21 protein-coding genes, 3 tRNA genes and 1 pseudogene are annotated in these 22,379 nt (G+C 73.7%); 9 read left to right on the top strand and 16 right to left on the bottom strand.

Going from position 1 to position 22,379, the window contains the following annotated elements:
* Window positions 1-16 precede the first annotated feature (16 nt).
* Window positions 17-844 (bottom strand): PhzF family phenazine biosynthesis protein, encoded by an 828-nt coding sequence (locus WCD74_RS28455; RefSeq protein ID WP_337698298.1) that lies wholly within the window; start codon window positions 842-844, stop codon window positions 17-19.
* A gap of 41 nt (window positions 845-885) precedes the next feature.
* On the bottom strand, window positions 886-1,584 hold the full coding sequence (locus WCD74_RS28450; protein WP_337698297.1) for a GIDE domain-containing protein: 699 nt from the start codon (window positions 1,582-1,584) through the stop codon (window positions 886-888).
* 146 nt (window positions 1,585-1,730) lie between these two features.
* Here WCD74_RS28450 and WCD74_RS28445 point away from each other — a divergent pair, with 146 nt between their 5' ends.
* The 3 genes from WCD74_RS28445 (at window position 1,731) to WCD74_RS28435 (ending at window position 5,336) form a co-directional block, all read left to right on the top strand.
* Window positions 1,731-2,504, top strand: coding sequence for a coniferyl-alcohol dehydrogenase (locus tag WCD74_RS28445; protein ID WP_337698296.1), 774 nt, complete (start codon window positions 1,731-1,733; stop codon window positions 2,502-2,504).
* Between the two features lie 58 nt (window positions 2,505-2,562).
* Window positions 2,563-3,507: a hypothetical protein gene (locus WCD74_RS28440; protein WP_337698295.1), complete on the top strand. Its 945-nt coding sequence runs from the start codon at window positions 2,563-2,565 to the stop codon at window positions 3,505-3,507.
* 191 nt (window positions 3,508-3,698) lie between these two features.
* Window positions 3,699-5,336, top strand: coding sequence for a glycoside hydrolase family 88 protein (locus WCD74_RS28435; RefSeq protein WP_337698294.1), 1,638 nt, complete (start codon window positions 3,699-3,701; stop codon window positions 5,334-5,336).
* Window positions 5,337-5,385: 49 nt separating this feature from the next.
* Here the strand turns inward: WCD74_RS28435 and WCD74_RS28430 are convergent.
* The 8 genes from WCD74_RS28430 to WCD74_RS28395 form a co-directional block, all read right to left on the bottom strand.
* Window positions 5,386-5,459: transfer RNA gene (locus tag WCD74_RS28430), tRNA-Phe, on the bottom strand.
* A gap of 28 nt (window positions 5,460-5,487) precedes the next feature.
* Window positions 5,488-5,561: transfer RNA gene (locus WCD74_RS28425), tRNA-Asp, on the bottom strand.
* 22 nt (window positions 5,562-5,583) lie between these two features.
* Window positions 5,584-5,656, bottom strand: a tRNA-Glu gene (locus WCD74_RS28420).
* A 63-nt stretch (window positions 5,657-5,719) separates the two neighbouring features.
* Window positions 5,720-6,385, bottom strand: coding sequence for a ScbR family autoregulator-binding transcription factor (locus WCD74_RS28415; RefSeq protein WP_337698293.1), 666 nt, complete (start codon window positions 6,383-6,385; stop codon window positions 5,720-5,722).
* A gap of 82 nt (window positions 6,386-6,467) precedes the next feature.
* Window positions 6,468-6,755: a hypothetical protein gene (locus WCD74_RS28410; RefSeq protein ID WP_337698292.1), complete on the bottom strand. Its 288-nt coding sequence runs from the start codon at window positions 6,753-6,755 to the stop codon at window positions 6,468-6,470.
* 146 nt (window positions 6,756-6,901) lie between these two features.
* Window positions 6,902-8,146 (bottom strand): serine hydrolase domain-containing protein, encoded by a 1,245-nt coding sequence (locus WCD74_RS28405; RefSeq protein ID WP_337698291.1) that lies wholly within the window; start codon window positions 8,144-8,146, stop codon window positions 6,902-6,904.
* A gap of 55 nt (window positions 8,147-8,201) precedes the next feature.
* On the bottom strand, window positions 8,202-9,341 hold the full coding sequence (locus WCD74_RS28400) for an FAD-dependent monooxygenase (RefSeq protein WP_337698290.1): 1,140 nt from the start codon (window positions 9,339-9,341) through the stop codon (window positions 8,202-8,204).
* 117 nt (window positions 9,342-9,458) lie between these two features.
* The gene (locus WCD74_RS28395; RefSeq protein WP_337698289.1) at window positions 9,459-10,223 is read right to left on the bottom strand and encodes a phosphatase PAP2 family protein; all 765 of its coding nucleotides are present in this window, start codon (window positions 10,221-10,223) and stop codon (window positions 9,459-9,461) included.
* Between the two features lie 155 nt (window positions 10,224-10,378).
* On the opposite strand from WCD74_RS28395, the gene WCD74_RS28390 reads away from it, so the two are divergent.
* Window positions 10,379-11,236: a hypothetical protein gene (locus WCD74_RS28390; protein WP_337698288.1), complete on the top strand. Its 858-nt coding sequence runs from the start codon at window positions 10,379-10,381 to the stop codon at window positions 11,234-11,236.
* An 11-nt stretch (window positions 11,237-11,247) separates the two neighbouring features.
* Here the strand turns inward: WCD74_RS28390 and WCD74_RS28385 are convergent, their stop codons facing one another.
* Window positions 11,248-13,020 carry an MFS transporter gene (locus tag WCD74_RS28385; RefSeq protein ID WP_337698287.1) on the bottom strand — a complete coding sequence of 591 codons (1,773 nt, stop codon included), beginning with the start codon at window positions 13,018-13,020 and terminating at the stop codon, window positions 11,248-11,250.
* A 55-nt stretch (window positions 13,021-13,075) separates the two neighbouring features.
* On the opposite strand from WCD74_RS28385, the gene WCD74_RS28380 reads away from it, so the two are divergent.
* Entirely contained in the window at window positions 13,076-13,450 is a 375-nt protein-coding gene (locus WCD74_RS28380; RefSeq protein ID WP_337698286.1) for a VOC family protein, read from the top strand.
* A 39-nt stretch (window positions 13,451-13,489) separates the two neighbouring features.
* On the opposite strand, the gene WCD74_RS28375 is transcribed toward WCD74_RS28380, so the two are convergent.
* A complete protein-coding gene (locus tag WCD74_RS28375; RefSeq protein WP_337698285.1) occupies window positions 13,490-14,380 on the bottom strand; it encodes a TIGR03620 family F420-dependent LLM class oxidoreductase in 891 nt (296 codons plus the stop codon).
* 10 nt (window positions 14,381-14,390) lie between these two features.
* Entirely contained in the window at window positions 14,391-15,041 is a 651-nt protein-coding gene (locus tag WCD74_RS28370) for a MerR family transcriptional regulator (protein WP_337698284.1), read from the bottom strand.
* Between the two features lie 88 nt (window positions 15,042-15,129).
* Between WCD74_RS28370 and WCD74_RS28365 the strand changes: the two genes are divergently transcribed.
* From WCD74_RS28365 to WCD74_RS28355, 3 genes are read left to right on the top strand one after another with little or no spacing between them, the layout of a single operon-like run.
* The gene (locus WCD74_RS28365; RefSeq protein ID WP_337698283.1) at window positions 15,130-16,086 is read left to right on the top strand and encodes a hypothetical protein; all 957 of its coding nucleotides are present in this window, start codon (window positions 15,130-15,132) and stop codon (window positions 16,084-16,086) included.
* Window positions 16,083-16,403, top strand: a complete 321-nt coding sequence (locus WCD74_RS28360; protein WP_337698282.1) for a DUF2834 domain-containing protein — start codon at window positions 16,083-16,085, stop codon at window positions 16,401-16,403. The genes WCD74_RS28365 and WCD74_RS28360 overlap by 4 nt, the downstream gene beginning before the upstream one ends.
* On the top strand, window positions 16,400-16,900 hold the full coding sequence (locus WCD74_RS28355) for a DUF4188 domain-containing protein (RefSeq protein ID WP_337698281.1): 501 nt from the start codon (window positions 16,400-16,402) through the stop codon (window positions 16,898-16,900). Before WCD74_RS28360 ends, WCD74_RS28355 begins: the two co-directional genes overlap by 4 nt.
* A gap of 82 nt (window positions 16,901-16,982) precedes the next feature.
* Here WCD74_RS28355 and WCD74_RS28350 read toward each other — a convergent pair whose 3' ends face one another.
* The 3 genes and pseudogenes from WCD74_RS28350 to WCD74_RS28340 all read right to left on the bottom strand — a co-directional run.
* On the bottom strand, window positions 16,983-18,122 hold the full coding sequence (locus WCD74_RS28350; protein ID WP_337698280.1) for an acyl-CoA dehydrogenase family protein: 1,140 nt from the start codon (window positions 18,120-18,122) through the stop codon (window positions 16,983-16,985).
* Window positions 18,123-18,124: 2 nt separating this feature from the next.
* A complete protein-coding gene (locus tag WCD74_RS28345) occupies window positions 18,125-20,128 on the bottom strand; it encodes an acetyl/propionyl/methylcrotonyl-CoA carboxylase subunit alpha (protein WP_337698278.1) in 2,004 nt (667 codons plus the stop codon).
* 78 nt (window positions 20,129-20,206) lie between these two features.
* A pseudogene (locus tag WCD74_RS28340) lies at window positions 20,207-21,706 on the bottom strand (carboxyl transferase domain-containing protein); the annotation flags it as partial.
* A gap of 105 nt (window positions 21,707-21,811) precedes the next feature.
* On the opposite strand from WCD74_RS28340, the gene WCD74_RS28335 reads away from it, so the two are divergent.
* The coding region (locus tag WCD74_RS28335; protein WP_337698276.1) for a TetR/AcrR family transcriptional regulator at window positions 21,812-22,379 on the top strand (568 nt) is incomplete at its 3' end.

The following is a 22,379-nucleotide window of genomic DNA, read 5'->3' as shown; positions in this document are numbered from 1 at the left end:
GGGGCTATAGGCCCACTTAGTGCTCACCTGCGCGCAGCGCACCCTCGGAGATCGTCACCGCGTCGCCGCGCAGCAGGACCCGGTCGCCCACGACCTCCACGCCGACCGTCCCGCCGCGCCGGGACAGCTGGGCGCCCACCAGCGAGGGCTTGCCGGTCCGCTCGGCCCAGTAGGGCGCGAGGCAGCAGTGCGCCGAGCCGGTGACCGGGTCTTCGTCGATCCCGACGGCGGGGGCGAAGAAGCGCGAGACGAAGTCGGCGTCCACGCCGGGCAGGTCGTTCGCGGCGGTGACGATGACGCCGCGTCCGCTCGCGGCCCGCAGCGCCGAGAGATCCGGCTCCAGGTCGCGGACCTCCTCGGCCGACGAGACCTCCACGAGCACGTCGTAGCGGCACCGGGCGACCGCGATCACCGCGGCACCCAGCGCGTCGGCGAACTCGTCGGCGACGTAGCCGCCCGGGCTCCCGGCCTTCGGGGTGTCGATCGGGAAGTCGAGGGAGAGCGCGCCGTTGCCCGCGCGGTCCGCGCGCAGTTCCCCCGACGCCGTCGTGAAGGTGATCGGCGCGCTCGCGAGGCCCCGTTCGAGCAGCACGTGCGCGGAGGCGAGGGTGGCGTGCCCGCAGATCTCGACCTCCACGGCGGGCGTGAACCAGCGCAGGCCGACCGCGCCCGTCGTCGGGACCGTGGAGAGGTCGACGAAGGCGGTCTCGGAGAGGTTCATCTCCGCCGCGACGTCCTGCATCCAGCCCGCGTCGGCGGGACCGTCGAGCAGGCACACCGCCGCGGGGTTGCCGGTGAAGGGCACGGAGGTGAACGCGTCGACGACGGCGAGCTGGTGCGGCACGGATCCATGGTGACCGATGCCCGGGCCGGTCGACACGCGCGTCAGGTCAGCAGGGCCGCGACCACGAGGGCGAGCCCGGCCGCCCCGGACGCCGCCCCGCCCCACGCCCATCTCCGCTGGAGCAGCAGCGAGTCGTCGCGCAGGGCCGTGGAGGTCCGGGTGGAGACGACGAACGGGTCGGTCTCGGACTCGGGGCGGGCGATCACGAGGGAGCCGTCCCGGTCGTGCGCCTCGCCGTGGACGTAGAGCTCGGCCCCCGGCCGCAGCACCCACTCCTCGCGCACGACCTCACCGACGAGGTGCCCACCGCCCTCGAACGACGACTCGCCCGCCACCTTCTCCGGCTGCACGGGCACGGTGCCGCGCGGGTCGACCCCGATGTTGCCCGTCTCCTCCACCAGCACGAACGGGCGCTCCGAGGCCTCCTCGAGCACCGTCTCCCAGACGCCGTCCTGATCGGTGCGGCGGCGGACCGTGCGTCGGTACCAGACGCACTCGGTGCCGGTCTGCGGCGAGCGCAGCGGACCGTCGTCGGTCGGGTGCGCGTACCCGACGACCGCGCAGACCTTCCTGAACCCGCCGACGGTCCCGAGCTCGACGAGCGCCTCGCGCTCGACGGCCAGGTCGGCGACGGCGGACGTCGACGAGCCGATCATCGCGTGGCGCAGGGCGACCCGGCGGTTGGCGGCGACGACGGCGGCGGCGCCGAGGGCGATGAGCACGAGCCCGAACAGCAGCATGAGCGACTCCGGTGGTGGGTGACCCCAGGGTCCCCGACGACCACTCGTGTCGCTGTGAACCCGCGCGTCACCCGGGAGGACGGCCACCCCCGGGGACCGATCACCCGCCGGTGACCGAGAAGGCGTTGTCTACTCTGACCGGTGTCATGAGCACCGTCTTCGTCGTCACCGGGACCTCCTCGGGAGTGGGCCGCGCCCTCGCGCAGTTCCTCTCCCGCCACGGGGTCACCGTGGTCGGTCTCGACCGGCGCGACCCGCCGGACCGCGAGATCGCCCACGTGCGCTGCGACCTCGCCGACCCGCGCTCGATCGACGCGGCCGTCGAGCGCCTGGACGACCGGGTGGACGCGCTGGCCAACGTCGCGGGCGTCCCGGGCACCTCGCCCGCCGAGACCGTGCTCGCGGTGAACTTCCTCGGCATGCGCCACCTGACCGAACGGCTCCTCCCGCGCATCCAGCGGGGCGGCTCGGTGGTCAACGTGTCGTCGGCCGAGGGGCGGCACTGGGTCGCGCACCTCGCCGAGCTGCGGCCGCTGCTGGCCACCACCTCCTTCGAGGAGGGCCTGCGCTGGTGCCGCGAACGGCGTCCGGATCGCCCCGTGTACGAGGTGTCGAAGGAGGCCGTGCTCGCCTACACCACGGCCTCGTCCACGCTGACCTGGCCGGACGGCGTCCGGATGAACGGCGTCGCTCCCGGGCCCGTCCGCACGCCCCAGCTCCCCGAGGTCGAGCGCTCGATGGACCCGCGCCGGCTCGCCCGCCAACGCACCGCGGCCGGCCGGGACGCCGAGGCCGACGAGATCGCCGCCGTCGTCGCCTTCCTCATGTCCAACGAGAGCCGCTGGATCAACGGCCAGACCCTCGCCGCCGACGGTGGGGTCGCCGCGGCCACCACGTGGGCGGCGCTGCAGACCCGCTAGGCAGCGCCACCCGTTCGGCCGATCGTCATCTACCCAGCGTGACGACGACGCTGGTGGCATGACTCTTCGCGACGACGTCCTCCCGCCCGCCGACGCCCCGTTCGTCCCCGGGAACGGGCCCCTGTTCCAGCACGGCGCCGCATCCCGGGCCCGGGAACACGGCTGGCTCCGATGGTGGTGGGCCAGTGCCGGGCTCGGGGTCCTCGGGCTCGTGGCGCTGGTCGCGGCCTTCGTCGTCGAGGACCAGACCCTGGCCTTCCTCGTTTGGTTCGCCTGCTGGCTCGCCGCGATCGGGTGCATGGTGCCCGGGTACCGGCTCGGCTGGGCCCAGCGACACGACCGGTACGACGACGAGCTCTCCCGCTACGCGGGCGGGATCCGGGCCGAGTTCTCGCTCCCCGACGGTGCCGAGGCCGGGGCGGTGCGCCTCGCCGGCGGCGGGGTCGCCGACACGAACCAGCGCCGGGGACGACGGGTCGTGCGCCACGAGCGGCGGACCTTCACCCTCGAGGAGTCCGTCCTCGCGCGCACCGGGGACGGGACGATCAGCACCGTCGCGCTCCGCCTGGCCGAGGAGGCCGGGAGCGTCGTGGCGTCGGCCCGGGGCGAACGCCGCGGCGACCTCGTGGACTGGACGCTCGACCTCCCGCTCGGGGCGCTGCGGCTGCGCCAGCGCCTGCACGCCGTCCCGAGCCGCCGGACCCTGCTCGACCGGTGGGGCCGGGCGTGGCGGGTGCGCGCGGACGCCGACGCGATGCACTGGAGCGCCGAGCTGCCGCCGGAGGCCGGGGCCGTCGACGCGGTGATGGTGACGTGGTTCCTCGTTCACCTCGACGCCGTCGGACTCGACCGCTGCTACCGCCCGGAGGAGGGCAGTGGCCCCGCGGTCACCGCCGCCGACGGTGCTGCCCGACCCGGTGGCGACGGGCGGTGGCAGCCGGTGGGCGCGCCGGGGTGCCGGCCGGACATCCCGAAGGCCGAGGGCGGCGGGGGCGACTTCTGAGGACTTCCGAGGCGCCGAGTGCGCCGTGACGCAGGATCGGGAGCCGCCGAGCCTGCGTGGCGTCGCACTCGGTCCGCGAGCAGACGCGCACAGCGGGTCACGGCGTAGAGAAGTGCTCCACCCGGCGTAACGCCGACGGTTGATCGACACGACTGTGGTGGTTGACGGTCGGTGATCACTCGGGGGGAAGCATGACGAAGGTCCGACGGTGGACGGTGGTGGCGGCCCTGGCGGCGGTCACGGTGCTGGGGGCGGGGACACAGGTGCTGACCGCACCGCCGGCCCGTGCCGCGGACCTCACCGCCGAGACCGTGCGCAAGGACCTGGCGTTCGCCGAGGCGCGCCTCGCCGCGACCGCCGGCCGGACCGCCACGAACGCCTACCCCGTGCGCACCGGCGCGAACGGCGCCTGGGTCACCGCCGGAGCGGGCGACTGGACCAGCGGCTTCTTCCCCGGCGCCCTCTGGCAGGCCTACGCGCACACCAAGGACCCGGTGTGGAAGCAGCGCGCCGAGGCCTGGCAGGCCGGGGTCGAGGTGAACAAGACCGACGACGGCAGTCACGACGTCGGGTTCCAGATCTTCAACACGTTCGGCCAGGACGCCGTCCTCACCGGCGACGCGAACGCCAAGGCCGTCGCCCTCACCGCCGCCCGGACCCTCTCGACCCGCTACAACGCGAAGGTCGGCGCGATCCGTTCCTGGGACGCCCGGACCGACACCACGCGCTACCAGGTGATCATGGACAACATGATGAACCTGGAGCTGCTGTGGTGGGCGGCCCAGAACGGCGGCGACCCGGCGTGGGCAACCATCGCGACGAACCACGCGAAGACCACCGCGCGCGACTTCTTCCGCCCGGACGGCGGGAGCTGGCACGTCGTGAACTACAACCAGGCCACCGGCGCCGTCGCGAGCAAGTACACCCACCAGGGCTACAGCAACGACTCCACCTGGTCGCGCGGCCAGGCGTGGGCCGTCCACGGCTTCACCATGGCCTACCGGTTCACCAAGGACGCGCAGTTCCTGACGACGGCGCGCTCGTCCGCCGACTACTTCCTCTCGCGTCTGCCCGCGGACAAGGTGCCGTACTGGGACTTCAACCTGCCCTCGACGGCGGGCCAGCCGCGCGACTCGTCCGCGGCCGCCATCGCCGCGTCCGGCCTCGTCGAGCTCTCCACGCTCGAGCCCGACGCCACCCGCAAGCAGCGCTACCTCGCCGGCGCCCGGGACATCATCGCCTCGCTGTCCACGCCGGCCTACCTCGCCGACGGCACCACGAACCAGGCCGTCCTGCTCCACGGCACGCAGAACAAGCCGTCGGGCAGCGCCGACACCGGCATCATGTTCGGCGACCACTACTTCATCGAGGCCCTGCGCCGCCACGCCGCGGCCACCGGGATCGACCTCGGGACGACGCCGCCGACCACGACGACGCCGACCACGACGACGCCCGTGCCGCCGACGACGACCACCCCGAAGCCACCGACCACGACGGCACCCGCCACCGACCCGGTGACGGCGTACTACCAGAAGCTGGGCGGCGCCTCGTCCTACCTGGGCGCGCCGAAGGCAGCGGTCTACACCGTGGCCGGCGGCCGGGCCCAGGACTACGCGGGCGGCTCGATCTACTGGTCCCAGGCCACTGGGGCGCACGCCGTGCGGGGCGCGATCCTCACCCGGTACAAGGCGCTGAACGGCCCCTCGGGCGTCCTCGGGTTCCCGACCACGGACGAGACGACGTTCTCCGGCGGGCGCCGCACGGACTTCGCGAAGGGCACGATCGTCTGGTACCAGGCGACCAACCAGACCTACGTGTTCACCCGCTAGACGCACGGAAGCCCACCGGGCGAGTCGCCTGGTGGGCTTTCGGAGCGGGTGGCCAGGGGCGGGGTCGAACCGCCGACCTATCGCTTTTCAGGCGATCGCTCGTACCAACTGAGCTACCTGGCCGTGTCGGCCGGAGACCGGCCTGACTGTGCGACCCAGACGGGACTCGAACCCGCGACCTTCGCCGTGACAGGGCGACGCGCTAACCAACTGCGCCACTGGGCCTTGCTTGTCGAACTGTACTGCGTACCCCCAACGGGATTCGAACCCGCGTTGCCGCCTTGAAAGGGCGGAGTCCTAGGCCACTGAACGATGGGGGCTCGGTGTCTGGACCTTACCCCCTCCGGCTGGACCGGTCCGCTCCGTTGGGTGCGGGGATCACCTTACGGGACGGCTCCGGAGGCACCGTCAGGTACCCCCGTCGTCGGGAGCCCGACGGGCAGGGAGGCCATGCCGCCCGCTGCTTCCCAGCGCTCCAGCCACGCCGGGTCGGCCACGCAGCCGAGCAGCAGCTCCCACGAGGCGACCGCGCGTTCCCGCAGGTCGGCGAGGCCGGTGGTCGCCGTCGAGACGACCCGGTGGCCGTGCCCGATGGCGACGACGGTCCGGGCGAGCTCGCGCGGGTCGACCGTGTCGCGGAGCAGGCCCCCGGCCGCCGCCCGGGCGAGGAGGTCGACGAAGACGTCCTCCCAGTAGCGGTACGGCCACGGGACGCGGGCGGGCCCGAGCGCCCCCTCGCTGACCACCCGCATCCCGCCGCGGCAGAACACGTCCGCCGCGAGGGCGTCCGCGATGCCGATCGCGAGGTGCACCGCGGTCGTCAGCACGTCGAGGCCGAGCCCCTCGAACGACGCCGCGATCTCCGGGAAGCGCTCCTCCATCACGGCGACGACGGCGTCGGCCATCGCCTCCTTGGAGGAGAAGTGAAAGTACAGCGCGCCCTTGGTGACGCCGCTGCGCTCGAGGATCTTCGACAGCGAGGCGGCGTGGTAGCCCTCGAGCGCGAACTCGTACGCGGCCGCGTCGAGGATCGCCCCCCGCGTCGCCACGGCACGGGCCTGCCGCGGTGCGTGTCTGACGGGGATGTCGACCATGGCCCGACCACGCTAACCGCCGACGCGGCCCGCCGGCTCAGCGCCGGACCGGTGGCGGCTCACCCGGCTCGCCGATGAGGCCGAGCATGTCGAGCAGATCGCGGCAGTCCTCGGAGTCCAGCGCGTTGCGGGCGACCGCCATGCGGGCCCGGTGCACCTGGTCCTCGCTGACCCGGTAGACGTCGGCGGCGGTGCGCTGGGCCGGCACCCCGGCCAGCGCCCCCGGCTCCGACCCCCGCGGCGAGGGGACGGTCGGACCGGCCGTGGTCGCGCTCTCCGGATGCGGTCCGGCTGGCCGTCGTCGTGGACCCGGCGTCACGTTCATCCGTCTCCTGAGCACCTGTTCCCTCGTCCACCGCGAGGCAGGCCGGACGCTACCGAGCAGGCGGACCCTGTGCAGCCCTCTCTCAGGGTGACAGTGGGACTCCTCAGGTTCGTGACGCCGAGTTACGGCGACGGTCACGAAGCGCGTCAGTCGACGAGGGCCTGGTAGACCAGCGACCGCATCTGGCTGCGGATCGGGTGGGCGCTCGACGGCAGCAGCTGGGTCATGAACACCGCCGTGACCTCCTCGGCCGGGTCGACCCAGAACGCGGTGCTCGCCGCCCCGCCCCAGGCCATCTCACCTGGGCTGACGAGGGTCCGGTAGGCCGCGGGGTCGGTCACCACGGACACCCCGAGCCCGAACCCGACGCCGTGGAACGGCATCTCCGCGAACAGCGGCCGGCCGACCTGCTCGAGGTCGAGTCCCCCGGGCAGGTGGTTGCGTCCCATGTAGGCCACGGTGCGCGACCCCAGGATGCGGACCCCGTCGAGCTCACCCCCGCGCGCGAGCATCTGGGTGAACCGATGATAGTCCGACGCGGTGGAGACCATCCCGCCGCCGCCGGAGAGCCACGTCGGCGGACGCAGGAACGGGTCCCCCATCGCGTCGTTCCGGACCCGTCGCCGGCCCGGGGCCAGGGCGTAGAGCGCGGCGGTCCGCGACGGGTCGTCGGACGCGAAGCCGGTGGTCGTCATGCCCAGCGGGTCGAGGATCTCCGTGCGCAGGAACTCGTCCAGGCTCCGGCCGGACACCACCTCGATGAGGCGGCCGAGCACGTCGGTGGCGTGGCTGTAGTTCCACTCGGTGCCCGGGGTGTGCACCAGCGGCATCCCGGCCCAGGCGTCCACGCAGGCGGCGAGGTCCATCCCCTCCGGCACGCCCCACTCGAAACCACGTGCCCGGTACAGCTCGTCGACCGGGTGCGCGTGGTGGAAGCCGTAGGTCAGGCCCGCGGTGTGCGTGAGCAGGTGCCAGACGCGCACCGGCTCCGGGCTGGGCATCGTCAGCGGCGCGGTGGCGCTGCCCTTGACGTACACGCGGGGCTCGGCGAAGGCGGGCAGCCACCGGCTGATCGGGTCGGTGAGCTCCAGCTCGCCGCGCTCGAAGAGGATGAGCGCGCCGACCGAGGTGATCGGCTTGGTCATCGAGTAGATCCGCCACCGGGTGTCCGGCTCGACCGGCAGGCCGGCCTCCTCGTCGCGCAGGCCGTACTCCGAGGCGTGCACGACCTTGCCGCGGCGCGCGACGACGGCCTGCCACCCCGCCAGGCGGCCGTCGTCGACGTAGCGGCGGAAGTGGGTGTCCACCCGCGCGAGGCGGGCGGGGTCGAACCCCACCGCGGCGGGGTCCTCCTCGACGGTGATCGGACGGTCCGGGGCTGCGGTGCTCACGCCCGCCATCCTGCGCCCGTCCGCCGTCGTGATCGACCCCGAGCTCAGAGGTCGCTCAGAGGTCGCCGACGACCTCGACGATCTCGTCCACGGCCTCGCGGGCCCACAACCGGTCGCGCAGCCGCCGGGTGAGCCCCTCGGCGTGCGAGAGCGCCGCGAACTCGGCGACCCGGGCCGCGCACGCCGCCCGTGCCGCCGCGCGGAGCGTCTCGTAGCCCTCGAGGCCGGGCAGGATGCGCCCGTCCGAGCGGTCGAACGCGGCCCCCAGGGCGTGCGCGTCGAGCAGCGCCTGGTTCTCCTCCTCGCCGGCGTGCGGCAGCAGCGGCTGCGCCGCGGCACCGACGACGGTGAGCCGGTGCCGGGTCCAGCGCGGCAGCGGCCGCTGGTGCGCGACCACCTGCTCCGGCTCCTGCGAGGCCACGCCGGCCACCGTGCGCCGCACCTCCGGGTCGAGCCTGGAGACGATCCACTCCCGCTCGGCCGGGGGGAGGTCGGCGCGGGTCACCAGCACGACCTCGGCGCCGCCGCTGGGCGACGGGATGCGGGCCACCTGCAGCGCCGGGGTGGACCACACGCGCAGATCGGGGTGGGCGGACTCCCCCGCCGAGGCCGCCACGGTGCCCCGCCGCACGACGAAGGTGGGCGACAGGGCGCCGGCCCCGCCGTCGAGCAGGGCCCGGACACGGCTCGACGAGCCGTCCGCGCCGACCAGGGCCTCCGCGCGCCACTCCAGGCCGCCCTCCAGGCTGACCAGGGCGGCGTCGCCGATGTCCTCGACCCCGGTCAGGCGGCTGTCGTAGCGCACGTCGATCATCTCGTCGCGGGCGCACGCCTCGCCGAGGACGCGGCGCAGCTCGCGGCGGTCGGCGATGAGGAACGGGTAGCCGTACCGGGCGCGGACGACCTCGCCCAGCTCGATCTTGCGCAGCGGCTGACCCGTCGCGGCGTCGCAGTGGGTGAGCCGCGCGACCTCGAGGGTCCGCGGCAGCAGCCCGTCGAGCAGACCCAGTCCGTGCAGCACGCGGGCGGCCGCCGGGCGCAGCAGTGTCGACCCGGACATCCCGGCGTCGGGCTCGGTGCGGGGGTCCGGGCCACGGTCGAGGACCTGGACCGGGAAGCCCTGGTGCGCGAGGCACATCGCCGTGGCCAACCCGTCGACACCGGTCCCGAGGACGAGGAGCGGTACCTGCTCCACGGTGGACCCCCGATCCGGTGTCGCCACGTCCGGCACTGACAGCACTCCCGACGAACCCTAATGAGCGCAAACGAGTGACGCCACGTGTCCCCCTTTCGTGTCGAGGGACGATCTGCGTCAGCTCACGGGAGCGTCAACTGATCCTTTCAGGGGACGGATCTCGCTCTGTCCGGCCTCGAGCACGGTGGCCATCGCGACCGCGAGGGCCAGGAGCGCGGCGCCGAGCATCCACCCGGCGAGGACGTCGGTGGTCCAGTGCACCCCGAGATAGGTCCGGCTCGTACCGACCAGTAGCACGATCAGGGCTCCGACCAGCACGATCGCCTCGCGCACGACCGGTCGACCGACCCCGGCGTCGCGCAGCAGGACGAGCACCGCGACCACCGTCAGGCCGACCCCGAGCGAGGCCATCAGGGCGTGGCCGGACGGCAGGGAGGCCGAGGTCTCGACGGCGAGCCGCGCGTCCAGCGGCGGCCGGACCCGCTCGACCGCGGTCTTGAGGAGGCGGATGGTGAGAGATCCCACAACGACGGCGCCGACCCAGACCGCCGCCCGCGCCCGGCGGCCCCGGACCGCCAGGACCAGCGCCGCGAGCACGGCCAGGCCACCCGTGAAGAACGTCCCGCCGAACAGCGACGCCGCCTCCGCCAGGTCGGTGAGCCCGGGGGTCCGGTGGGCGACCATCCAGCCGAGGACCGGACCGTCCGTCGCGGCGAGGGTGTCGTCCCCCGCCACCAGCCCGAACACGGACGCGGAGACGCCGACGAGCACCCCGGCCAGGAGGAGGCAGCGCCCGACCGACCGCGGGGCCCGGGCCCGCGCGTAGACCGCCCCGCCGAGCAGGACCGCCGCCACCACCGCGAGGCCGATCGCCACCGCCACGGTCGAACCCCCGTCGTCGACGTCCCCCGACCCGACGTCGGGACAGACCTGATACCCCGTGGCGCGCCGCCGACGCGCGCCGGCGATGAGCGCTTCGCCGGGGCGTCGGGCAGGCAGACTCGGCGGCGTCGGAGACCACGCGTGGGAGGTGGCGGTTGCTGGTCGTCGGGCTCGCGGCCGCCCTCGTCGCCGCGGGCGCCAACGCCGGGGCGGCGATGCTCGAGGCCCTGGCGACCCGGCGGGCCACCCGGGCGGCCGGGGTGATCACCAGCCCGACCTACCTGGCCGGCCTGCTGCTCGACATCTTCGGCTGGGTCCTGACGGTGTTCGCGCTGCGCTACATGCCGATCGTCGCGGTGCAGGCGATCGTGGCCGGGCAGGTCGTGATCACGGTGATCGCCTCGCACTGGGTCTTCGACACCCCGCTGCGCCGGCTGGACCTGGTCGCGGCCGCCGCCAACGTCGTCGGGCTGGCGCTGCTCGTGGGCAGCGCGCGGACCGGCGAGCTGCCGCACGTCGGGGTGGGCGGCACGATCGCGCTGATCGTCGTGCTGGTGGTGCTGGCGGTCGGCGGGATCGGGCTCGCGCTGCGCAGTCGCCGGGCGATCCCGACGGCGTTCATCTCCGGCCTCGCGTTCGGCGGGACCGCGGTGGCGGTGCGGCTGGTCGACCTCGAGGGGTCGTTCGAGGAGGTCGTGCGGACCGTGGTGACGGACCCGGTCGCGTGGTCGCTGGTCGGGTACGCGGCGCTGGGGCTGGGCCTCTACACGGTGGCGCTGGCGCGCGGGGCGGTCGGGCCGGTGGTGGCGGTCCTGGCGGTCACCGAGACGCTGGCACCCGGGCTGCTCGGGCTCGCCCTGCTCGGCGACGGCATCCGGCCGGGCTGGGGCCCGTGGTTCGTGGTGGGCCTCGTGCTCGCCCTCGGCGGGGTCGTGGTGCTCGCCCGGTCGCCCGCCCAGGCCTCGCTCGCCGGGGACGACGGCGTGGCCCGGCCGCCGCTGAAGCGGGCGTGACGACCCCGGGGTCAGTGGATGATCGGGAGGGCGTGCTCCGTAGCCGAGGGGCCCAGCACCACGTCGGCGGCGCTCTGCGACCCGCTGATCGAGACCCGTCCGACGTCCGGCGCCCGGCCCTCCGCGCGGGCGACGAGCTGGTAGGTGCCGGGACGGTCGGGCTGCAGCCGGAACGACCCGTCGTCGCCACCCTCGGCGCGGGCGGCCTGGTGACCGGCCTCGTCGACCAGGGTCAGCACCGCGCCCGGCACCGGCTCGCCGTCCTCGGACCGCATGACCGTCCCGACGACGGCGGGTCCGGCGGCCTCGGCCGCCTCGACGGACCCGGGAGCCGGCTCCGGCTCGTCGTCGGGAACGGTCTTCTTCCGACGACCGACGAGCAGGTCGACGACCCCGACGACCAGCGCCAGGACCACCAGGCCCACGGTGATCACGAGGCCGGCGCTGATGGAGCTCGACCAGTCGCCGCGGGTCGAGGAGAGCGAGCCGAAGAACACCGCGCCGACCGCCGAGATGCCGATGGCCGACCCGATCCGCTGCCCGGTCTGCAGCACGCCCGCGGCGGTGCCGCCCTCGCGGGCCGGGACCTCCTCGAGGGCGAGGGTCTGGTTCGGGGCGATGACGAAGCCGCCGCCGACCCCGGCGACGAGCAGCGGGAGCGCGATCGCCCAGCCGACGTCGGGCGGGTCGAAGCGCAGCACGATGTCGGTCGCGACGAGCCCGACGACCACGGTCACCAGCCCACCCACGATCAACGGCTTGCCGAGCCGGGAGATCAGCCGCCCGCCGACCGCCGACGAGACCGCGGACCCGACGGCGAACGGGGTGAGGGCGAGGCCGGCCTCCAGCGGGGTGAACCCCCGCCCCTGCTGCAGGAACAACGTGAGCACGAAGAAGATCGAGGTGAACCCGGCGAAGTACAGCAGGCCGAGCGACGTCCCCATCGCGTAGCTGCGGGTGCGCAGCAGGGCGAAGTTCACCAGCGGGTGGCCGTGCGTGCGCTTCGCCCTTCGCTCCCAGGCGACGAAGAGCAGCCCGAGCAGGACCGCGACGCCGATCAGCCACCAGGGCGCGCCGGACACGTCCTGCTCGGAGAGCACCAACGGCAGCATGAGCGCGACGACGGCCCCGCCGAGCAGGACGGCGCCCACCACGTCGAGGGGGCGGCGCTCGCCGACCTGCGCCTCGTCGCGGGGCAGCCACCACAGTCCGAGCAGCAGCGCGACGATGCCGATGGGCACGTTGACGTAGAACACCCAGCGCCAGCCCTCGGCCTCGCCGACCCACTCCAGCAGCGCGCCGCCGGCCAGGGGGCCGACCGCCGTCGAGATGCCGATGACGGCACCGAACAGGCCGAACGCCCGGCCGCGCTCCCGCCCGGTGAAGAGCTGCTGGATCACGCCGATGATCTGCGGGTTCAGCATGCCGCCCGCCGCGCCCTGGAGGAGCCGGGCGATGACGAGCATCGTCGGGTCGACCGAGAACCCGGCCACCGCGCTGGTGATCGTGAACAGCGCCAGCGAGATCAGGAACATCTTCTTGCGGCCGCGGTCGTCCCCGAGGCGGCCGGAGGAGACGAGCACCAGCCCGAACGTCAGCGCGTACCCGGAGACCACCCACGAGAGCTCCGCCGACGACGCGCCGAGACCCCGCTGCATCGAGGGCAGGGCGACGTTGACGATGCTGACGTCGAGCAACGTCATGAAGCCGGCGACCAGGCAGACGATTAGGGCCCGCCAACGGTTCCTGTCGGGCTGCTGGACGTCCTGGTCGGGAGCACTCACGCCCGTCAGGATGCCCCCGCCGGGCCGAGCGAACCACGGAAAGGTGGGACCTCACGTGGAGGTGCTGTCCAGCCGCGTCCTGATCCGCCCGCACGACCCGGAGGCCGCGTGGGCCTTCTACGGCGGCACCCTGGGCCTGGCGATCGCCCGGGAGTTCCCCGGCGGCGTCGTCTACTTCCTCGGCACCGGCTACCTGGAGGTGTCCGGGCGCAGCTCGGACGCACCGGTCGGGCCGGACGCGATCTGGATGCAGGTCCGCGACGTCGCCGCGACCGAGACCGAGCTGCGCCTCGCCGGGGTCGGGATCACGCGGGGCACCCGCACCGAGCCGTGGGGGCTGCGCGAGTGCTGGATCGCCGACCCGGACGGCCGCGCCATCGTGCTCGTGGAGGTCCCGCCGGACCACCCGATCCGGCGGGATGTGCGATAGCTCGTGAGTACTGATCCGCGTCCAGAGACGGATTACTGCTCACAGGCCGAGGGCACCTGCCAGCTCCCGCAGCGCCGGGCGCGGGTCGTCGAAGGGTGAGTCGCCGAGGGCCTGGATCAGCACGTGGTCGGCCCCCGCGTCGAGGTGCGCGGTGACGAACGCGGCCGCGTCCTGCGCCGAGCCGGTCCCGACGAGGGCCCGGGCGAGCCGGTCCGAGCCGCCGCGCACCAGGTCGGAGTCCTCGAACCCCTGCCGCAGCCACGAGTTCCGGTAGTTCGGCAGCCCCGAGTAGATCTCCAGGTGCGCGTGCGCCCGGCGCATCGCGGTCTCGTCGTCGCCCAGCGCCACCGCCTGCTCAGAGACGACCCACTTGTCCGGCCCGAGCGCGTCCCGCGTCGCCTGCGTCTGCTGCGGCAGCACCAGGTACGGGTGCGCGCCGTCGGCGGCGCTGCCCGACAGCTCGATCATCTTCGGGCCGAGGGCGGCGATCAGGCGGGTGGGGCGGGCGCCGGGCTCGACCTCGGCCGGGACCGCGTCCATGCGCTGCACGTAGTCGCGCATCGTCGCCAGCGGCTTCGCGTAGGTCCCGCCGCGGCCGCGCTCGACGAGCGGTGCGTGCGACACGCCGAGGCCCAGCACGAAGCGGCCCGGGTGCAGGGCGGTCATGGTCCGCGCGCCCGTCTCGGCCGCGATCGGGTCGCGCGCGTGGATGTTCGCGATGCCGGTCCCGACGACGAGCCGTTCGGTCGCGGCGAGGAACGCGCCGGCCTGCGTCAGGGTCTCCTTGCCGTACGCCTCGCCGTAGAACAGCGACCCGTAGCCCATGCCCTCGAGGTCGCGGGCGACCTCGGCCGCGTCCTGGATCCGCCAGGAGTCGCTGGTCCACCAGACGCCGACGCGGGACGGGAAGTCGATGCGTGCCTCAGCCATGATCGCGACGCTATCCCCGCGGGTGGGTCGGCGTCTCTCCGAGCAGCTTCAGCGACTGGTGCTGCTGCGCGAGCCGGCGGACGGCCCCGAGCAACGTGTCGCCCAGGACGGTCCCGACGACGACGCCCTCCACGGTCCGCGCGCGGTCCCCTCGGTCGACGACCGCCGCGACCTCCTGCTCGGCGACCTCCTCCATCGTCGTCATGTAGAGCCCGAGCTGCCCCGCGAGGTCCTCGTCGCCCAGCCGGGCGTAGGTGGCGAGGACGCCGACGGCCGTCGCCCAGGCCGGGTTCTGGTCGGACACCTGCCAGCCGCGGGCGTCGACCTCGGCGGCGAGGGCACGCTCCGCCGCCTCCCAGGCCTCGTCCTGGTCGGTCGACGGCTCCGGCGCCGTCGTCGTCCCGGAGGCCCGACCCAGGGCGACGAACAACGGCAGCTCCGGGTCGTCGACGGCCGCCAGGACGTCGCGCGTCGCGACCACCGACAGGCCCCCGACGTCGATCAGCGCCCGGATCATGCGCAGGCGCCGCAGGTGGTCGTCGCCGTAGGCGGCCTGGTTCGGGCCGGTGCGCTCCCCGGCCGGCAGCAGGCCCTCGCGCAGGTAGTACTTGATCGACGCGACGCTCACGCCACTGCGTCGGCTCAGCTCGCCGACCCTCATCGGGCTCCTCCCGCTTGCCAGGACTGGCGGATAGCTTTACTGTCCATTCTTGTTCGGACAGTGCCGCTATCTAATCACGGGAGACCCGATGCGCGCCTGGAACCGTCCCCTCGTCCTCTTCACCGGCGCCATGATCCTGCTCGTCCTCGTCAGCCTCGTCGGCCTGCTGGTCGACCCGCGCGTGGTCGGGGGCCAGCCCGTCTGGGCGAAGCCGTTCAAGTTCTCGCTCAGCTTCACCCTGTACGCGCCGACGCTCGCGTGGATGATCTCCCGGCTCACCGCACCGCGGGCCCGCCGGATCGGCGGGTGGCTCGGCACGATCGTGGCCGTCACCTCGGTCCTCGAGATGGTGGCGATCGTCGGCCAGGCCGTCCGCGGCGTGCCCAGCCACTTCAACGTCTCGACGACGCTCGACACGGTCGTCTGGGCGGTGATGGGCTCGTCGATCGCGGTGCTGTGGGTGGCCAACCTCGCCATCGCGGTCCTGCTGATGCGCGAGCACTCGCTGCCGGCGGCCACCGCGTGGGCGGTCCGGCTCGGGCTCGTGGTCGCCCTGATCGGCATGGCGGTCGCGTTCCTCATGACCTCGCCCACCGGCGCCCAGATCGCCTCCGCCGAGGCCACCGGCGCGATGACGACGGCGGGTGCGCACGCGGTCGGCGTGCCCGACGGCGGGTCGGGCCTGCCCCTGCTGGGGTGGTCGACGACGGGCGGCGACCTGCGCATCGGGCACTTCGTCGGGCTGCACGCGCTGCAGGCCCTGCCGGTGCTCGCGCTCGGCCTCGGCCTGCTCGCGGCCCGGTTCCCCGTCCTGCGGCACGAGGTCGTCCGGACCCGCCTCGTCGTCGTCGGCGCCCTGGCCTGGACCGGCCTGACGCTGCTGTTGACCTGGCAGGCGCTGCGCGGGCAGCCGCTGCTCGCGCCGGACGCGCTCACGGTGGGGGCGGCCGCCGCCCTCGTCGTCGGGACCCTGCTCCTCGCGCTGGCCGCCCTGCGGTCCGCGCCGCGCCGGAACGGCTCGGACCGCGTGGCGGTGGCGGCATGAGGATCGTCTACCTGGTGCTCTCGCTGGTCGGTCTCGTCGGGACCTGGTGGTTCAACATCGCCTCGATGTCCGCCGGCGAGAACTACCTCGCGGGGTGGTTCGCGAACGCCGCCAGCTCCTCGGCCGCCGTCGACATCATCGTCGTCGCGATCGCGGCCTGCGTGTTCATGGTGGTCGAGGGCCGGCGGCTGGGGTGGCCGACGTGGTCGCTGGTGCTGCTCGTCGTCGGCTCCTTCGCGATCGCCGCGGCGTTCGTCTTCCCGCTGTTCCTGTTCCTGCGCGACCGCGCAGTCCACCGCGAGGAGGTCCCGGCATGACCCGCTACACCCGACGCAGTGCCGACATCGAGGGCGAGTTCGTCGTCTTCCTGATCGGGATGCACGTCAACCGGTGGACCGACGTCCGCGCCTGGCTGCCGGTCGCGCGGGCCATGCCGCGGATGCTCGCCGAGCTGGCCCGCCATCCCGAGATGGGGATGTTGAAGGCCCACGCCGGCCTGATGTTCGGTGGGCCCGCCGTCGTCCAGTACTGGCGCTCCTACGAGCACCTCGAGGCGTACGCCCGCAACGCCGAGGCCGAGCACCTGCCCGCCTGGCGGGCCTTCAACCGGGCCGCCCGCACGTCCCCGGACTCGGTCGGCATCTTCCACGAGACCTACCGGGTCGGCGCCGGGCAGTGGGAGACGATCTACGGCGCGATGCCCGAGATCGGCCTCCTCGCCGCGGGCCGTGCGGTGGACCTGTCGTCGGGAAGCACCTCCGCCTCCCGGATCGGCGCCCGGACCGATGACGTCGCGCCGGTCGAGGTGCCCTGACTCGCGTCCCGGAACCACGAGCGGGCCGTTCGTCACCTTCTTCCGTGACGAACGGCCCGTTCGTACTCCGACGGCGACCGCCCTACAGCCCCAGCCGCTTCGCGATCAGCATCTTCTGCACCTCGGACGTGCCCTCGCCGATCTCGAGGATCTTGGAGTCGCGGTAGTGCCGGGCCACCGGGTACTCGTTCATGAACCCGTAGCCGCCGAAGATCTGCGTCGCGTCGCGGGCGTTGTCCATCGCGGCGTTCGACGACACGAGCTTGGCGATCGCCGCCTCCTTGGTGAACGGCACGCCCGCCGCCATCCGCTCGGCCGCGTGCTGCCAGGCCAGGCGGGCGGTGACGGCCCGCGTCTCCATCTCGGCGATCTTGAACTGGATGGACTGGTAGGTCCCGATGGCCGCGCCGAACGCCTGCCGCTCCCGGGCGTAGCGCACCGACTCGTCGACACAGCCCTGCGCGGCGCCCGTGGACAGCGCGGCGATCGCGACCCGCCCCTCGTCCAGGATCGACAGGAACTGCGAGAAGCCTCGGCCCCGCTCGCCGACGAGGTTCTCCTCCGGCACGCGGCAGTCGGAGAACGCCAGCTCGTGGGTGTCCGAGGCGTTCCACCCGACCTTCGAGTAGCTCGGCGCCACCGTGAACCCCTCGGTGCCGCTCGGGACGAGGATCGCGGAGATCTCGCGCTTGTCGCCGCTGCGCCCGGTCACGGCCGTCACCGTCACGTGCGAGGTGATCCGCGTCCCGGAGTTCGTGATGAACGCCTTCGACCCGTTGATCACCCAGTCGCCGTCGTCCTGCTTCGCGGTGGTCTTCGTGGCACCCGCGTCGGAGCCGCCGCCGGCCTCCGTCAGGCCGAACCCGCCGAGAGCCTTCCCCGCCGCGAGGTCGGGCAGCCAGCGCTGCTTCTGCTCCTCGGAGCCGAAGCGGGCGATCGGCATGATCCCCAGGGACACGCCCGCCTCGAGGGTGATCGCGACGGACTGGTCGACCCGGCCCAGCTCCTCGAGGGCGACGCACAGCGCGACGTAGTCGCCGCCCATGCCGCCGTACTCCTCGGGCACCGGCAGGCCGAACAGACCCATCTCGCCCATCGTCGCGACCAGGTCGTACGGGAACTCCTCGCGGATGTAGTAGTCCCCGATGACCGGCGCCACCTCCTTCTGCGCGAACTCCTCGACGGTCGCGCGGAGGGCCTCGTGCTCCTCGGACAGGGGCATGACTACTCGCTTTCGGGTGTGACGGTGACGAGGGGCGCGTCGAGCGCGACGGTCGCCCCGGGTTTCGCGGCGAGCTCGGTGACCGTGCCCGCGATCGGGGCGGTCAGCACGTGCTCCATCTTCATGGCCTCGACGACGACGAGTCGCTGCCCGGCCTCGACCTGCTGACCGGCCTCGACCTCGACGACGGTGACGGTGCCCGGCATCGGGCTCGTGACGGCGCCGTCGGACGCGCCGCCGGCCGTGCGGGCGGCCTGGAGGCGCTCCCGCTCGCGCAACGCCCACGTGCCGCCGTCGCGGGCGATCCACAGCACGCCGTCGGCGAGCGCCGTCCGGTAGCGCCGGGTGACGCCGTCGAGGGTGGTCGAGAGGTCCCTCATCGGGCTCCCGGCCCCCTCCGCGGACCGATGAGGGTCCTCTCGCTCGGTCCCGACGACAGGCCGGGCCGGGCCGTCCCCGACGGTGACCGTCGCGGCGTCCGCCCGCCCGCGCAGGGCGACGTCGAAGGCGGTGTCCTTCTCGCCCACCGGCACCAGCGTCCAGCGCGCGGGCGCGGGCTCGCCGCCGATCCGCCAGCCGCCGAGCGCCTCGAACGGGTCGTCGCCCTCCGGGAGTCGCAGGAGCCCGGCGAGCGCGGCGGCGACCACCACGTCGTCGGGCACCTGCTGCTCGGGGACGGGGAGCCGGGCGATGAGCCCGGTGTCGAGCCGGCCCGCACGGACGTCGTCGTCGGTGATCAGCGTGCGCAGCCACGCGAGGTTGGTGGTGACGCCCAGGACCGTGGTGCGGGCGAGGGCCTCGTCGAGCCGGTCGAGGGCCTCCGTGCGGTCGGCGCCGCGGGCGATGATCTTGGCGAGCATCGGGTCGTAGGCGCTGCCGACCTCGGAGCCGACCCGCACGCCGGCGTCGACCCGGGCGCCCGAGGGCCAGTCCAGCCCGAGGACCCGGCCCCCGGTGGGCAGGAAACCGCGGGCCGGGTCCTCGGCGTAGAGGCGCACCTCGACCGCGTGGCCCTCGAGCGTGACGTCGTCCTGGTCGTAACCCAGCGGCTCGCCGGCGGCGACGCGCAGCTGCTCGGCGACCAGGTCGATCCGAGCGCCGCGGACGCGGACGACCTCCTCGGTCACCGGGTGCTCGACCTGCAGCCGCGTGTTCATCTCGAGGAAGAAGAACTCGCTCGCGTCCGCGTTCGTCACGAACTCGACGGTCCCGGCGCCGACGTACCCGCAGGCGACGGCGGCGTCGACGGCGGCGCGGCCCATGGCGTCGCGCTGCTTCTCGTCGAGGACCGCCGACGGCGCCTCCTCGACGACCTTCTGGTGGCGGCGCTGCAGGGAGCACTCGCGCTCGCCGAGGTGCACGACGGTGCCGTGGGTGTCCGCGAGGACCTGGATCTCGACGTGGCGCGGGTTGGTGACGTAGCGCTCGAGGAGCAGGGTGTCGTCGCCGAACGAGCCGCGCGCCTCGCGGCGGGCGGCGGCGATCGCGTCGTCGAGGTCCTCGGCGCGCTCCACGACGTGCATGCCCTTGCCGCCCCCGCCGGCGCTGGGCTTGAGCAGGACGGGGAAGCCGGTGGTGCGGGCGACGTCGGCGAGCTCGGCGTCGGTGAGGCCCTTCGCGGAACTGCCCGGCACCAGCGGCACCCCGGCGGGCTCGACGGCGGCCTTGGCCGAGATCTTGTCGCCCATCATGTCGATGGCCCCGGGCGGCGGTCCGATCCACGTCAGGCCGGCCTCGATCACGGCGCGGGCGAACCCGGCGTTCTCCGCGAGGAAGCCGTACCCGGGATGCACGGCCTGCGCGCCCGCCCGGCGGCCGGCCTCGACGATCGCGGCACCGTCGAGGTAGTCCGGGACGCGCACGGCGACGTCGGCCGCGTCGACGTGCGGGGACGACGCGTCGGCGTCGGTGTACACGGCGACGCTGCCTAGCCCGCGGTCGCGCACCGTCGCGGCGATGCGGACGGCGATCTCACCGCGGTTGGCGATCAGCACGCTGGCGAACATCGGGTCCTCTCCGGGGTCGTACAGGGCACGAATGTGACGTCCGGTGTCAGCATGGCCGCACTGCTGACGGTCGGGTCCTCACATCCGGAAGACACCGAAGCGCGGGTCGTCGAGGGGCGCGTGGGCACACGCCGAGAGGGCGAGGCCCAGCACGGTGCGGGTGTCGAGCGGGTCGATGACGCCGTCGTCCCAGAGTCGGGCGGTGGAGTAGTACGGGTGGCCCTGGCGCTCGTACTGCTCGCGCACCGAGTCGGCACTCGACGAGCCGACCGTCCCCAGCACCGTGGCGGCCTGCTCGGCCCCCATCACGCTGATCCGGGCGTTCGGCCACATGAACAGGAAGCGGGGCGAGTACGCGCGCCCGCTCATCGCGTAGTTCCCGGCGCCGTACGAGCCGCCGATCACCACGGTCAGCTTCGGCACGCGGGTCGTGGCCACGGCCGTGACCATCTTCGCGCCGTCCTTGGCGATCCCGCCCGCCTCGTACTCGCGCCCGACCATGAAGCCGGTGATGTTCTGCAGGAACACCAGCGGGATGCCGCGCTGGTCGCACAGCTCGACGAAGTGCGCACCCTTGAGGGCCGACTCGCGGAAGAGCACGCCGTTGTTCGCGACGATGCCGACCGGGTGCCCGTGCAGCCGGGCGAAGCCGGTGACCAGCGTGGTGCCGTACTCGGCCTTGAACTCGGTGAACCGCGAGCCGTCGACGAGCCGGGAGATCACCTCGCGCACATCGTAGGCGCTGCGCCCGTCGACCGGGACGACGTCGTAGAGCTCGCGCGGGTCCTTCGCCGGGGGCTCGGACACCCGGCGCTCCCACGGAGGCGCGGGGTCGACGGGCAACGTGTCGACGATGTCGCGGACGATCGCGAGGGCGTGCGCGTCGTCGTCGGCGAGGTGGTCGACCACGCCGGAGGTGCGGGCGTGCAGGTCGCCCCCGCCCAGTTCCTCGGCCGTGACCTCCTCCCCGGTGGCGGCCTTCACCAGCGGCGGCCCGCCGAGGAAGATCGTCCCCTGGTTCCGGACGATCACCGCCTCGTCGCTCATCGCCGGCACGTACGCGCCGCCCGCGGTGCACGAGCCCAGCACCGCCGCGATCTGCGGGATGCCGAGGCCCGACATCGTCGCCTGGTTGTAGAAGATCCGGCCGAAGTGCTCGCGGTCGGGGAACACGTCGTCCTGCGCGGGCAGGAACGCGCCGCCGGAGTCGACGAGGTAGACGCACGGCAGCCGGTTCTGCAGCGCCACCTCCTGCGCGCGGAGGTGCTTCTTCACCGTCATCGGGTAGTACGTGCCGCCCTTGACGGTGGCATCGTTCGCGACGACCACGCACGTGCGCCCCGCGATGCGCCCGACCCCGGTGATGATCCCGGCGCCGGGCGCCGCGTCGTCGTACATGCCGTGCGCCGCGAGCGGCGAGAGCTCCAGGAACGGTGACGACGGGTCGAGCAGCGCGTCCACCCGGTCGCGAGGGAGGAGCTTCCCGCGCTCGACGTGGCGCTGCCTGCTGCGCTCGGGACCGCCGAGGCGCACCGTCGCGAGCTTCGACCGCAGGTCGTCCACCAGTTCCGCGTGCCCCGAACCGACCGTGGCTGTCACCGCAGACCCTCCATGTGAACGTTGACTAACACGAGACGTTAGCGAGCGTTCACACGGCGGCGCAAGGCCCGTAGGGTCCTCGTCGTGGACCTGATCGCGCACGCCGCACCGACCCGCCGCCGGGACCAGATCCTCGTCGAGGCCGCGCGGCTGTTCGCCCGGCACGGCTTCCACGGCACCTCGATCGACGGGATCGGCGCGGCCGCGGGGGTCAGCGGCCCCGCGATCTACCGGCACTTCCCGTCGAAGGAGGGCCTGCTCGCCGAGATGCTGGTGGGCATCAGCGAGCACCTGCTCGACGGGGCGCGGGCCATCGTCGCGGCGCACCCGGGCGCCGCCGACCGGCTGGGCGCCCTCATCGCCTTCCAGGTCGACTTCGCGCTGCACCGTCCGGAGCTGATCACGGTGCAGGACCGCGACCTCGCCAACCTCCCCGACGAGTCCCGACGGCGGGTGCGGGCGCTGCAGCGCGCCTACGTCGAGATCTGGGAGGACGCGATCGGGCGCACCGGGCCGCCGCGCTCGCCCGAGGAGGTGCGCACCGCGGCCCACGCCGCGTTCGGGCTGATCAACTCCACCCCGCGCAGCGCGTCGCACACCGACGCCGCGCACGCCGGCCCGGTGCTCACGGCGATGGCGACGGCGGCCCTGA

The organism is Actinomycetospora aurantiaca (assembly GCF_037401875.1).
In the GTDB taxonomy this organism is placed as follows: Bacteria; Actinomycetota; Actinomycetes; order Mycobacteriales; family Pseudonocardiaceae; genus Actinomycetospora; species Actinomycetospora aurantiaca.
This window is presented reverse-complemented; position numbering and strand designations above follow the sequence as displayed.

Bases quoted from the DNA above. Each gene is read 5' to 3' on its own strand.
- WCD74_RS28450 (WP_337698297.1), bottom strand. From the start codon at position 1,584: ATGCTGCTGTTCGGGCTCGTGCTCATCGCCCTCGGCGCCGCCGCCGTC.
- WCD74_RS28360 (WP_337698282.1), top strand. From the start codon at position 16,083: ATGAGGATCGTCTACCTGGTGCTCTCGCTGGTCGGTCTCGTCGGGACC.
- WCD74_RS28370 (WP_337698284.1), bottom strand. From the start codon at position 15,041: ATGAGGGTCGGCGAGCTGAGCCGACGCAGTGGCGTGAGCGTCGCGTCG.
- WCD74_RS28375 (WP_337698285.1), bottom strand. From the start codon at position 14,380: ATGGCTGAGGCACGCATCGACTTCCCGTCCCGCGTCGGCGTCTGGTGG.
- WCD74_RS28365 (WP_337698283.1), top strand. From the start codon at position 15,130: ATGCGCGCCTGGAACCGTCCCCTCGTCCTCTTCACCGGCGCCATGATC.
- WCD74_RS28445 (WP_337698296.1), top strand. From the start codon at position 1,731: ATGAGCACCGTCTTCGTCGTCACCGGGACCTCCTCGGGAGTGGGCCGC.
- WCD74_RS28350 (WP_337698280.1), bottom strand. From the start codon at position 18,122: ATGCCCCTGTCCGAGGAGCACGAGGCCCTCCGCGCGACCGTCGAGGAG.
- WCD74_RS28355 (WP_337698281.1), top strand. From the start codon at position 16,400: ATGACCCGCTACACCCGACGCAGTGCCGACATCGAGGGCGAGTTCGTC.
- WCD74_RS28440 (WP_337698295.1), top strand. From the start codon at position 2,563: ATGACTCTTCGCGACGACGTCCTCCCGCCCGCCGACGCCCCGTTCGTC.
- WCD74_RS28435 (WP_337698294.1), top strand. From the start codon at position 3,699: ATGACGAAGGTCCGACGGTGGACGGTGGTGGCGGCCCTGGCGGCGGTC.
- WCD74_RS28345 (WP_337698278.1), bottom strand. From the start codon at position 20,128: ATGTTCGCCAGCGTGCTGATCGCCAACCGCGGTGAGATCGCCGTCCGC.
- WCD74_RS28410 (WP_337698292.1), bottom strand. From the start codon at position 6,755: ATGAACGTGACGCCGGGTCCACGACGACGGCCAGCCGGACCGCATCCG.